We start from the raw sequence: 13395 nt of genomic DNA, 5'->3' as shown, positions 1-13395 counted from the left end.
TCTTAAAATTCATTTATGTAATTAGCTAAACAGAAAATTGTTATCACATTAGCAAGGGATACTAATAGAAAAGCGTGTCCCTTTACCTAATTCACTCTCTATTTCTATATCTCCGTTTAATTCTCTAATAATACTATAAGCAATCATAGTACCAAGCCCAGTTCCTTTTTCTGTTGTTGAATAGAATGGCAAAGCAATTCGTTTTATTTGTTGAGATGACATCCCAATTCCTGAATCAATAATATCAATTATGATATTTCCTTTTACTTTTTGTATATTTATTTGTAATAATCCACCATTTTTCATAGCCTCAATTCCGTTTTGGATGATGTTGTTTAGACAGAGTTTGAATTTTTCGGGGTCCCCATTTATATAAAAGGAATCTGTACTATTTTGTTTGATTTCAACTTTGTATGATAGAGCGAGTGGTGAAATAGAATCTTTCACCTGATTTAAAATGTGATTAATATCTATTTTTTCTTTTAGGGTATTCTGTGGTTTGGTTAAAGATAAATAGTTATTAATAGTAGATTGTATTTGCTGCATTTCAATTAACATGATTTCTAAGTATTGATCCTGAGATAGCTTAGAGGCATGTTTTTCATTTAATAATTGAGTGAATCCATGTACCGTGGTTAGTGGATTGTGGATTTCGTGTGCAATTGACGCTGCTAGTTCGCTAGCTATATAAAATTTTTCAGCCCGTTGCAGTTTTTCTTTCATTTTATATTTCTCAATCATTTCCTCTATAAAATAAACTGATAATAATACTGTGAAAATATTAATGACTATATAATTTAATAAAAATTCTATGAGAGTAGAGTCTATTTTACCTCCTGTATTTATTTGAGTTACAATACCGCAAATAGAAAGGGAAGCTGTACATACTAAAATAAGAAGTAAGCTTAATAATATCTTTTTTTCTTTAAAATACATAGGTAATAAGTAACGAAAGAGCATTGTTATAACAGAAATGATAGTAAAGATAATAAATGATGGAAGAACGCCATTTCCGCCTAAGTAAAACCGGTAAGAAAGATATAAAATTCCTATAAAAACAATGTTTTTTGTATTTCCATATAGAAAAACTAATATTATAGGAATAAAACGTAAATCATAAATAAATCCCACATGTAAATGAAAAGGAAAAGTCATACAAAAAATAATAGCAATGGAGGAAAGGATAGAAAATAACATATTATTACATGTTATTTTTTCTTTAAACTCTAGCCAAAATACGTGATAGCTAAGGATACAAATTATTATAATAAAGGTATTTAATAAAAGAGTAGAAATTCCCATAGTTTTGCATCTCCGATAGTTTGTAAGTAGAATTATGTATGAGTTGGACATAGATGTTTAGTATTAGTAGACTTTTTATCTAAAAAAGGAAGGGTACTTGAAAAGTGCTGTTATATTACTCGTATTAAAATTGATAAGGAAAATAGAAAAAAATAATAGATAAAAAATCTATTTAAATTTATGTACATATGAAATCATAAACTAACTTTTGTATAGGTGAAATTTGGATTGAGTTACTGATAAAATAAGTCTTTTTAAGTATGAATATTCTGTGAAAATGATATGCGTGGTGACTCCTGTTTTGTAGCCTTCGTTATATTAACATGGAATATATCAAATTACAAAGTGAAATTTTAGAAAAATTTTATTAGTACATTTTATCTGAAATAGAAATGCTATTTATTTGAGTATTTTGGTACTTACTCGTATAAAACTTTGTTAGAAAAAGACTTTAAAATTTACATGTTTTTTATGAAGTGTAATATTGTAGCTTTATCTATGTGGCTTTCTCAATAACTATTAAGGCGAAAAGTTAAAATATATAGGTTTATAGATATGAATTATTACATAAAAACGCACTTAAAAAAGGATGTATGATGGTAATAGAATACAAACATCAAGGGGGAACTTAAAATGAAGTTAAATAAACTAGTGCTTAGTTGTGGAGTAGTTTCAGCATTAACACTTGGTGTGTTAGGGAATAATACTTATGCTGAAGAAGTACACAAAACGAATGATCCAATTCATGTAGTTGAACATGTTTCTGCAGACTTATTATTAACCCAAACAATGAATTATAGTGGCGAGGCTGTAACTTCTTTCGTATATGATGGGAGTACTGACTTAAGCTTCTCTATGAAAAATAATGGTCAAAATACAATGGGATATAGTGTAAAAGGTCCAAATACAGAGCTAATTGTTGGTGGTTATATAAAACCTGGAGAACAACAAATTAATGTTACAAATGTACGGAATGCTTTATCTCCATTACCGAATGGAACATATAAAATTTACGTTTCAAATGATGATGGTTCTAAGGGGCAATTCCAAGTTTCAGTAAGATCTATGAATTAAATTTAAAACGCTTTGTTTTTAAGTTAATTTAATCTTTGCTTATTGGAAAGAAGCTAAAATGAATTGAGAATTACCGATAAAAATGAAAACGAGCACCTTATCTAGTTGTGAGAGGGTGTTCGTTTTTTGCTATTAAACAGAAAATAATTATAAATATATTTTGATATCCCCATTGCTAACCTACTAGATTGTGTCAACGAGAGAATGTCTACTATAAAAGATATTAAAATAAAGATGATGTAACATTCCGCTAAATTATATGGGGAAATAGAAAAACCACCCTTGTATGAGTGGTTTTTAGTAATTATTTTTAGGTTATACATTTAAAATTAGGCTAAGTTATAGAAATAATAAACATTTAATCCGTTGTTATTATTTTGGTTTTGGATAATGATTGTAGTATGAGATTCTAATAAATTCTTGGTAGACATTTGTTAATTTGGCATCTCTAAGAGCATCGTTAAATTTTTGCATACGTACACTCCCTTGAGCGTAGCCTCCACCTGGAGTATAAGGGTTTCTAGCTTCAAAGTCATCCAAAAATACTTTTAATTTTTTATAGTCTTGAGATTGATAGAAAGCCACGGCCTCTTCAGGAGTGACATCAAAGTAAGAGGATGACGTTGAGTTATAAGAAGCTGCTTGAGCAGTAGGTGCCTCTAGCATAGTTGCAGCTCCACCGAACATAGTAAGCGCCATAGAAGATACAATAATTTTTTTAAACATAATAAAACCTCCATGTAGAATATTAGATTAATAGTAATCCTGTAATCATTATAGTTACAATGAAAAAGATTATCAAATGCAATATTGCATAATATATCCCGTTATTTTTGGGCAGTAAGACTCCCGCCCAAAAATTCAATGAAAGCAAAGAAGTTAGGTGGGAATCGGGCGGATTAAAGTTTCGCTTTATTATTTGAACGAGAAGTCACCTTTATATTTAAATGGAGGAGTGTAATAGATTAAAAGAGGTGTATAAATTACTCAGGTTAACAAGAAAATGAAAAGGCTATTTTTAATAGGGGAAAGCTTAATAACTGGAGTAAAGGAATTGCTATTTATATATTTAACATACATATTTGTCTTTTAAATTGTAGGCGTGTTTTAGAATTTGTATATAGTAAATTCGTTAAAAAACTTGATAAATAATAAAATGTGTAAATTTTTTGACTATTTTATTAAAATTATTTAATATTTGTAATTTATTGTTTTATAATGATAATTGGGTCGATCGTGAATGTTTTAGATATTGCGATATATACTCGGATTAATTTATTCTAGGGAGGTTACAAAATTGGGTAAGAGAGTCATTATAAGAGTTTTTACATTATTATCAGTACTGGCATTATTCCTTAATGTATTTTTACCTAGGGCTAGTGCAGAGGTTATGACGCATGAGAAATATTCAATGGACTGGAGTTATAGTAATAGTCTGGGTAAGTACATTCGCACTGAAATGATTAAAAATTCAAGTGGTCAAATTGCTTATTGCTTAACCCTTGGATTAAAATCACCAAATGGTGAAGATCTTCCTGAAATGGGGAAAACAGATAATGTAGTATATAGAGTCTTATTAAATGGTTTCCCGCAAAAAAGTGCTGAACAGCTGGGAGTAGCTAATAAAAATGAAGCGCATTATGCAACGCAACTTGCGGTTTGGAATGCATTAGGTCAACTCGATGTAAATGAATTAAAACATGAGAATAAAAATGTTGAAAAAGCAGCTAAGGCTATTATTAGTAATGCTAACAATAGTGAAGAGACTCAAGATGTTTTTATGAATGTGATTCCTGCTGAAAAGCAAAAAGCAGAATTAAAGGGTGAATTCTTCGAAACAAATCTATATTCAGTACAAACAAATGCTAAGAGTGGTTCTTATAAGGTAGTAGCGAAAAATGCACCTAATGGAGTTAGAATTGTTAGTGAAAATGGAGAAGTGAAAGATCAGCTTTCAGTTGGAGAAAAATTTCGTATCCAAATTCCTAAGAATACAAAAACGGGTGAATTTAATTTAAGTGTTGCTGCTAATTTAACTAAAGTTCAAGCAATTGCTTATCGTGGTACGGATACTGTTCAGAATGCTACAGTACTATTAGAGAGAGATGAAGAAAAGCTTAGTAGTGATCTTGCAGTAAATTGGGAAGCAGCTGGTTCTTTAAAAATTAAAAAGGTTGGAGAAAATGGAGAAGTTTTAGCTGGTGCAGTATTTGAGGTCTTTAATGCAAATAATGAATCAGTCGGAAAAATCACGACTGGTGCTGATGGTATGGCAGAATTAAACAACTTACCAATTGGTACTTACACATTAAAAGAAATTAAAGCACCAACAGGCTATGTTTCAGATGATAAACCACAAACTATTGAAGTTAAGACAGGGGAAACAGGAGCTGTCCAAATAGTAAATAACAAAGTAAAAGGTAACATCGAAATTAAAAAGCTTAGTGATTCAGGAAAGATTTTACCAAATGTTGAATTCACAGTCTTCACTGAAGATGGAAAAGAAGTGAAAAAAGTAGTAACAAAAGAAAATGGAATTGCAAACGTTGAAGATCTTACGTATGGTAAATATTATTTCTTAGAGACAAAAACACCTAATGGATATATTGGAAATAAAACAAAGTATCCTTTTGAAATTAAAGAGCACAATAAAACACTTAATTTTACAGTGGAAAATACCGAAGTGAAAGGTAGTGTAAAATTACTAAAAGTAGATAATGAAGATATTAGTAAAAAATTAGAAGGTGCAGCATTCGAGCTAAAAGATGCAAGTGGAAAAGTAGTTGGGGAATATAAGACAGATAAAAATGGTGAGATTAACGTCAAAGATTTAGCGTATGGTAAATATTCATTTGTAGAAAAGGCTTCTCCAAATGGTTACGTTCTTGTTAAAGAACCGATTATGTTCGAAATAAAGGAACATGGAAAGGTTATTGAGTTATTGGCAGTTAATCATCTTATCAAAGGTGATCTAGAAATTACAAAGGTAGATGTAGCTGATGGAAATAACAAGCTTCCAAATGCAGAATTTACGATTTATAACGAAGCAGGAAAAGAAGTAGTAAAAGGAAAAACAGACGATAAAGGAATCGCTAAATTTGAAAAGTTACCATTTGGAAAATACACATATAAAGAAACTGTTGCACCAAAAGGTTATGTATTAAATGAAGAAACGTTCTCTTTTGAAATTAAAGAGAATGGTCAAATCATTAAACACATTGTCAAAGATGAAAAGATTCCTTCAATAAAAACAACAGCTACTGATAAAACAGATGGTACAAAAGAAATGCACACGTCTAAGTCTGTAACAATCCAAGATAAAGTGGAATTCAAAGACCTACAAGTAGGTAAAGAGTACACTTTAAAAGGTAAATTAATGGATAAAAAGACTAATAAACCATTCGTTGTAAATGGTAAAGAAGTAACAGCTGAAACGAAGTTTACACCAAAAGAAGCAAATGGTTCTATTACATTAGACTTCACATTTGATGCAACTGGTTTAGAAGAAAAAGAAGTAGTAGTATTTGAAGAGTTACTGAAAGACGGAAAAGTTGTTACGACACATGCTGATATCAATGATAAAGGTCAAACAGTTAAGTTCGTTAAGCCATCAGTAAAAACGACAGCAACAAACAAAGCTGATGGTTCTAAAGAGTTAGATGCTTCTAAAACTGTAACAATCCAAGATAAAGTGGAATACAAAGACTTAATTGTGGGTAAAGAGTACGTTGTAAAAGGCAAACTAATGGATAAAGCAACAAACAAGCCATTATTAGTTGATGGTAAAGAAGTAACAGTAGAATCTAAGTTTACTGCTAAAGAGAAGAATGGTTCTATCACATTAGACTTCACTTTCAATGCTTCTGCATTACAAGGTAAAGAAGTAGTAGTATTTGAAGAACTGTATCAAGATAATATATTAGTAGCTATTCACGCTGAAATTGAAGATAAGGGACAAACAGTGAAATTTAAAGAGGGAAAATCGGAACAACCAAAACCAGAACAGCCAAATTCAGGTAAAAATACGCCAACACCAGAGCAACCTAACGAGCAAGTAAAAGAACAACCACAACTTAAGAAAGAAATTCAATCTAAAATTGGATGGTTACCGCAAACAGGTACTAATCTTACAAGTTGGATCTCTATGGCTGCAGGAGCATTACTGTTAATTGTTGGTGGAGTGATTTTCTTAAAACGTAAAAATGCATAGAAATTAAAAAATAAGCACATCTGTTTTTATAACAAGATGTGCTTATTTTTATCATTTTAGCCAAGAAGACTCCTATATTTAAGCGTGAATGGCATTTAAAATAGCAACCATATTTTATAGGTAATTTTGAACAGTTAAAAGAAATATTACAGGAGGGTGAAAAGCAAGGAGTTTTTCATTTCTTCTCCATAAATCATACAATACATTGGATCACTTCTATTGTTTTATTTCCAAAGTTTAAAAAGTTTATTGATTTTTTAGGACCAAATGAAACGAATGATACAAATCATGAATGGATGCCAGAAAACTTAGTGGACAGGATTGTTACTGCATTAACAGATAAACCTAATGTGTAAATTATTCAGTGTTTATGAATTCTATTATTACTATTTAAAGCCTAATTTCTCAATGTATTGTAGAGAAATTAGGCTTTTTTTATCAATTCATTAAAGTTTTTATAATTCAAAGACTCAAGTTAATGATTATATTTTCAAGTATTCGTTTTGAGCTACATAGATATAGTTTTCGTTGCAACTGTTTGTTGAAATATTTTATCATGCTCAACAATAACCATTGTGGGATTAAATTGTTGAATAAGTTCTTCAATCTGCATGCGGGAATAGATATCTATAAAATTTAGTGGTTCGTCCCATATATATATATGAGCTTTTTCACATAAACTTTTAGCGATAAGCAGTTTTTTCTTTTGTCCACCAGAATAATGAGATATATCTTTTTCAAATTGAATTCGGTCAAAGTCCATCTTACTTAGGATGGACTTAAATAAGGTTTCATCAATCTTGTGCTCTTCAATAAAGCCTGATAGTGATCCCTTCAAATGAGAAGTATCTTGTTGGACATAGGAAATGATGAGTCCTGTACCTAAAGTAACTAAGCCTGTATGCTGTATCGGATGTCCTAGAATTAGTTTTAGGATACTACTTTTTCCGCTCCCATTCGTTCCATCAAGTACAATTCGGTCACCTTGTTCAACTATGAAGCTAATCGGCTCATTCACAATTTGATCATTGTACTTAACGGACACGTCAACTAAAGTAACCAATTCATTTGATTTAAATTGCAATTGTTCCAATTTTAATGACTCAGTTTTTTCCGCATTTTTTAGTAATTTTGATTTTTCCTCAATAGCTTTTTGTTGCCTTGATTCAAGGTTTTTTGCTCTTTTCATCATCTTGGCTGCTTTATGTCCTACAAACCCCTTATCCAACTTAGAGCCTGAATTCCTCGTTCCATTTTTTGAAGCTTCTACGTCATTAGACCAACTTGCTGAACGTTTGGAAGACTGTTTTAATCGCCCTATGTCTTTTTGTAGACGCTCATTTGTAGCCTTCTCGTGTTCTTGCTGTCTATCAAAATTTAACTTCCAAGAAGAATAGTTACCACTTTGAACTTCAATATTTGCTCTATTAATAGATAGGATATGGTCAACGCACCCATCTAAAAAGATTCTGTCATGTGAAATTAAAATAAATCCTTTTTTCTTCCTTAGATAATCGGAGACTATCTTTCGTGCATCGGTATCTAAGTGATTTGTTGGTTCATCAATTAATAGAAATTGACCCGCATTTAAAAACAGTGCAGCAAGCAACACTTTTGTTTGTTCCCCATTTGATAATGTTTTAAATGGTCTGTACATGACCTCAGCATCAACATTTAAATAGGATATCTCACGTAGAAGTTCCCAATCTGCGGCTTGGGGACAAATTTCTTCAAGGATTTCATGAGTGAATTTGTTCTTATCTGAAACAGAGTAGGGGAAGTAATTGAATTCTACTGAAGCAAGGATTTTCCCGCTATACTCATATTTCCCTAACAATAAATTAAAGAATGTCGTTTTACCTCGTCCGTTTCTACCAATAAATCCTAGCTTCCAATCCGTATCTATTTGGAAGTTTACACTTTCAAAAATATTATCAAAGCTACCTGGGTATGAAAAAGTTAAGTCTTGGACCTTTATCATTGACATAATAATTCCTCCTTTATATATCGAAACGTTTCATATAAAGTCGGAACATCCATCCATTTTTTAATTCCTCTATATAAGTTTGATGGATATTAACGACTTATATAGAGCATTACATGTGTAACAATAGTATCTGAAGTACTCATTTTTCTCGCTCCTTTATTTGTGAAGTACATTTAACAATTAGTAAGTTTCAACTAAGACAAACGGGAATAAAAAAATCCCCCAATTTGTAATCGGAAGGATTAGTCTTTCGTCTATACTTAATAAGTACTTATTAATCATTTGAATCATGACAAATAAAGTATGAACTGAATTTTAAAAATGGATAGACTAACCCTATATTTTGTAGTTTGAAGTTATAAAATTCAACTTAAAATATAAATTAGTTAATCATTATTCATCCATCATTCCTTTCATAATTCTATTTTTAGAGTAACATTCTTTTTAGGGAGATGCAATATTAGCTTCAATTTCATCTAATTCTAAATCATTTATAATTCTTTGAGTAAGGAGATAAAACTTTACCGCCCTTTTTATAAACATCACATTTTTGTTCAATAGGTCATGTCTTTTGTCCGTTAAAAAGGGAGGATATGAAATTGACATCAACTTTTTGTGTAACTATAATAGTTACAGTTGGTTTCGTAAACTAATTTGAATTTCTATTTTAATGATAGTATATTTTCATTCCTTTTTAAGTGTGACAGATAGCAACTATAATCCAATAGAGGAGTAGATTCTATCTCATATGTAAAGAGTAGATAAGTTGTACCCGCCAAATTTACGATGCTCAAATACTTAAAAAATTACATTTTTCAGCTTATCCTTTTTAGAATCCTCAGTATTGATAATTGTAAACATCTACAAAAAGTTAATAAGATTGTTGTGTGTAGAAAGAAATCTTTTAAAAAGGTCATAATATGGATAATAGGTAGCACACATTTTAATTAGTAGGACTTGTGCCACCATCAAGCCATTTTTTAATAAAAGTATAGAAAAATCAAGAAGGTGAATCCATTGCGTAAACATGTATATGTGCAATTTTATGTATTGATATTGGCTTTAATAACTTATATAAGCTTTTGCTTTATATTTTTATTTGTTTTTCCGAATCATTATTTCGTATCAGATTTTAATATCCGACTATCATCTTTAGTCGTTGAAACTACTGTATTTATCTCATTACTGTATTCTATATTATCCCAAAAAATTAAGTTAGGAGTATTCTGGGTTTGCATTACTATTGCAATAGGGTGTTTTTTGATAGGAAATTTCATATCCGCTTTTCAAGTACTTAATGTAGAATTACCAATACAAAATTTTAATATTTCTGATGTATTTCTACTGTTTTTCTTATTCTTCTTTCTTTTTGCGTTCTTTTATAAAATTATGATGGAATGTAACAAATGGGAGAAAGCGTATTTACTTTGTGATTTATGCATTGTTGTTACTGCTATTTTTACATTAGAGTGGTACCTATTTAATAAACCATCTGCAAATATTTTATTCTTATCAATTGGAGATGTTTTTCTCTCATTTATTTTTCCGATTATAGATTTATTGCTTCTATTACTTGGAGTTACACTGATCTTTCGACCTGCTATTTTCAATGCAAAAAGTAAATTGTTTATTTTTATCCTAGTATTAACTGGATTGGCTATTACGGACTATTTGTATTTTTACTTACAAGGTGATTTGTCAGAGCGTTCAGTTATATTTTTAAGGTGTTTGTATAGAGTTTTCCTATTATTTATCGCTATTGCTGCTACAATCCCAAAGAATACTTCTTCTAAAAGAAATTATTTTATTATTAATCCGACATTTGGAGAGAAACTTCTTGGTATATTCCCTTATCTTGCAGTTGCAGTCTTAATTGGCTTTACTTTGAAAGAGCAAACTTCTTCAGCTACATTAATTACGGGAAATTGTATTGCTTTTGTATTTGTACTGATTCGTCATACAATCGTACGAATGCAAAACAAAGAGTTAACTAAAACATTAAAAGTGTTTAATAATCAATTAGAACAAACAGTATCTCAAAGAACAAGGGATTTAATAAATAAATCTAATGATTTAGTAAAAAATCAAGAGAGATTTAAGTCATTATATGAGTATCATCCGGATCCTATTTTAACGATTGATTCAAACGGTATCGTATTAAATATAAACCAGGCTGGAAGTATGTTATTAGGAAAAGAAAGTGCTGCATTGATAGGGAAAGAGTGCTTCTCTATTTTTTTAGATGAAGATAAATCTGAATTGGAAGCAGCTATAAAGAAAGGGAAACGATGTAGTTCATCTTCACTACAGTTACGTGTGAAAAATAACAATGAGAAAGATATACTCTTTTGGTATGTCACTATAGTTCCTATTATGATAGAAAGACAAACCTTTGGGAGCTATGTAATGGTAAAAGACATAACAAGGATGAAACAACAACAGGAAGAGATAAATTACCTTGCATTCCATGATACGGTGACGGAGATTGGAAATCGTATATTCTTCCAACAAGAATTAGATAGATCTATTAAGCGTGCACAAAAAACACAGGATAAGTTTGGGCTCCTGTATATTGATTTAAATCGCTTTAAGACTATTAATGATACATTGGGTCATTCGATTGGTGACAAGGTTTTAAAAGAAGTTGCCAAACGTTTTAGGACATGTCTGTCACCGACTATTCCTCTAGCAAGAATAGGTGGTGATGAGTTTGCGATCATTGTCCATAACCAAACAGAGCAACAGCTATTGGATTTGTGTAAAACGCTATTTCGTATAACTGAAGAACCATTTGTAGTAAATCAGCATAGTTTTTACTTATCTCTTAGTATAGGAATAGCAGTGTATCCATTTGGAGGAATAAATACTACTACACTTTTACAACACGCTGATATCGCTATGTATAGCGCAAAGGAAAAAGGTAACAATGCTGTTTGTATGTATGACGAGACATTATCTCAAAAAGTAACTCGTCGATTACGATTAGAACAGGATTTACCAAATGCAATTGAAAATAATGAGTTGTTTTTATTGTATCAACCACAAATTGATAGTAAGGCAGGTAAGGTTATTGGTGCAGAGGCTTTAATACGTTGGCAACATCCAGAGCTTGGACTGATTTCTCCTTTTGAGTTTATACCTATCGCAGAAGAAACGGCGCAGATTATTTCAATTGGGAAGTGGACGTTACAGAAAGCGTGTCAACAACTGAAAGAATGGCATTCTGCGGGCTTTTCAAATCTAAAGATGGGGATAAATTTATCAGCTATAGAGTTTGAACAGAAAGATTTTGTTCAAACCATTATATCTACCATAGAAGAGATAGGAGTACCTGCTAATTCGATTGATTTGGAATTAACAGAGCGAATAGCAATGGTAGATGAAAAGGAAACCTTATCGAAGTTAAAAGCATTAAAATCATATGGTGTACATTTATCAATTGACGATTTTGGTACAGGTTATTCTTCATTAGCGTATCTGCCTCTTTATCCAATTGATACTTTGAAAATTCCAAGAGAATTTGTTAATAGGATTGGAACTTCTACTGATGGAGATGAAATTATACAAACCATTATTTCACTTGCTCATACTTTAAACATGAAAGTGATAGCAGAAGGGGTAGAAACGAAGGAACAATTAACAGTGTTACAACGTAATGCATGTTATCTAATTCAGGGCTATTACTACAGTAAACCTGTAAATGAAGATGAATTTATTGGTTTTTTAAGTACAATACAAAATGAATAAGTGAAAAATCAGTATATGTATGAAATAAAGTGAAAAGACGATCTATCCATATGGATTTGAACGTCTTTTCACTTTATTTTCAGTAGTTATGCAGCAAGGTTTCAGCCTTTGAAAGTAAAATAAGTATCTATATTCCTTGTATTTAGGGCTAATGGGATATGAGGTGAAAGTTGCTTCTTGTGAAACCGCATTAGGGACAGCTCGTATATTCTTAAAGCAATTTGAAAAAGCGGAAGAACATTTCAATCGTTCCATTGACCTCTTGCAAAAACATAATGAAGAAAAATTGATTTTAATAGTAAGGCATAATCTAGGACTATTATATGCAACTCAAAATTTATCTAAATTAGCAATTCGTCATTTATCAGAAGTCACAGAGAAGAATATTGCCCATTTTAAAGCAGTGTTCTTACAAGCGCGTGAACACTATAAGCTAAGAAAAACAAATATTGTAAAAGAACTTATTGAAAAAGGATTAGCAGTTTGTATGGAATTAGGAAATGAAGAGTATGTATATCATTTCAATATTTTACGTTCTCTTAATGAAGATGAAGCAATTAAACTCTTAGAAGAAGTGAAAAAAGTATTTCTTACTTCGAAAAGCAAGGTTTATGGGATTTCGTAGAAGAATATGCAGATCTAAAAAAGGAAGAAATTATACAATAATCACATGCTATCATTTTTAATAGCTAATTAACAAAAGGACTCCAATTATGGAGTCCCTTTGTTAATGGGATAATGCTTTAGTTTATCTAATTATAACAATATTTGTAAAAAGTGTAAAGGGGTCCTAGTTTGGAGGGGGAATTATTTAATCTTTTTTATTTAATAAAGGGATGATATTTAGTTATCTGCGCTTCTTAATTATGTTTTTTATCACAATTTGAAGTAAATTTCAGTTAATCTTATTTATTTTATGGGAATTATAAGTTATACTAAAAGTAGGTGCAAAATGTACCATTTGAAAAAGAGTGCATTGCAAAAAGGAATCCGTAAAGGATTCCTTTTTTGTTTCTTTTAAAATGAAGCAACGTTCTAATTATCTCTTTCTTTTTTTATGAATGAACTACCAATG

The 13395-nt window shown here is 30.7% G+C and carries 7 protein-coding genes and 1 pseudogene; 5 read left to right on the top strand and 3 right to left on the bottom strand.

All coding sequences use genetic code 11. From position 1 onward, the window contains the following. Nucleotides 1-48 precede the first annotated feature (48 nt). Nucleotides 49-1302 carry a sensor histidine kinase gene (locus tag N2V80_RS17390; protein ID WP_061655517.1) on the bottom strand — a complete coding sequence of 418 codons (1254 nt, stop codon included), beginning with the start codon at nt 1300-1302 and terminating at the stop codon, nt 49-51. A 633-nt stretch (nt 1303-1935) separates the two neighbouring features. Here N2V80_RS17390 and N2V80_RS17385 point away from each other — a divergent pair. Beyond that, nucleotides 1936-2376, top strand: a complete 441-nt coding sequence (locus N2V80_RS17385; RefSeq protein ID WP_000773525.1) for a hypothetical protein — start codon at nt 1936-1938, stop codon at nt 2374-2376. A 372-nt stretch (nt 2377-2748) separates the two neighbouring features. Here N2V80_RS17385 and N2V80_RS17380 read toward each other — a convergent pair whose 3' ends face one another. Further along, on the bottom strand, nt 2749-3102 hold the full coding sequence (locus tag N2V80_RS17380) for a hypothetical protein (RefSeq protein WP_061655516.1): 354 nt from the start codon (nt 3100-3102) through the stop codon (nt 2749-2751). 571 nt (nt 3103-3673) lie between these two features. Here N2V80_RS17380 and N2V80_RS17375 point away from each other — a divergent pair. Together N2V80_RS17375 and N2V80_RS17370 are read left to right on the top strand one after the other, a co-directional pair. Next, a complete protein-coding gene (locus N2V80_RS17375; protein ID WP_061655515.1) occupies nt 3674-6586 on the top strand; it encodes a SpaA isopeptide-forming pilin-related protein in 2913 nt (970 codons plus the stop codon). Between the two features lie 104 nt (nt 6587-6690). Beyond that, a pseudogene (locus N2V80_RS17370) lies at nt 6691-6942 on the top strand (TetR/AcrR family transcriptional regulator); the annotation flags it as partial. A 152-nt stretch (nt 6943-7094) separates the two neighbouring features. Here N2V80_RS17370 and N2V80_RS17365 read toward each other — a convergent pair. Further along, complete coding sequence (locus N2V80_RS17365) at nt 7095-8573, bottom strand: Lsa family ABC-F type ribosomal protection protein (protein ID WP_061655514.1); 1479 nt, start codon at nt 8571-8573, stop codon at nt 7095-7097. A gap of 1017 nt (nt 8574-9590) precedes the next feature. Here N2V80_RS17365 and N2V80_RS17360 point away from each other — a divergent pair. After that, nucleotides 9591-12320, top strand: a complete 2730-nt coding sequence (locus N2V80_RS17360; RefSeq protein WP_002103434.1) for a sensor domain-containing protein — start codon at nt 9591-9593, stop codon at nt 12318-12320. Between the two features lie 151 nt (nt 12321-12471). Next, nucleotides 12472-12945, top strand: a complete 474-nt coding sequence (locus tag N2V80_RS17355) for a tetratricopeptide repeat protein (RefSeq protein ID WP_002026151.1) — start codon at nt 12472-12474, stop codon at nt 12943-12945. Nucleotides 12946-13395: the final 450 nt, after the last annotated feature.

The organism is Bacillus sp. FSL W8-0640 (genome assembly GCF_038007725.1).
Classification (GTDB): Bacteria; Bacillota; Bacilli; order Bacillales; family Bacillaceae_G; genus Bacillus_A; species Bacillus_A cereus.
This window is presented reverse-complemented; position numbering and strand designations above follow the sequence as displayed.

Coding starts and splice junctions, on each gene's coding strand:
- N2V80_RS17390 (WP_061655517.1), bottom strand. CDS start 1,302: ATGGGAATTTCTACTCTTTTATTAAATACCTTTATTATAATAATTTGT.
- N2V80_RS17385 (WP_000773525.1), top strand. CDS start 1,936: ATGAAGTTAAATAAACTAGTGCTTAGTTGTGGAGTAGTTTCAGCATTA.
- N2V80_RS17380 (WP_061655516.1), bottom strand. CDS start 3,102: ATGTTTAAAAAAATTATTGTATCTTCTATGGCGCTTACTATGTTCGGT.
- N2V80_RS17365 (WP_061655514.1), bottom strand. CDS start 8,573: ATGTCAATGATAAAGGTCCAAGACTTAACTTTTTCATACCCAGGTAGC.
- N2V80_RS17355 (WP_002026151.1), top strand. CDS start 12,472: ATGGGATATGAGGTGAAAGTTGCTTCTTGTGAAACCGCATTAGGGACA.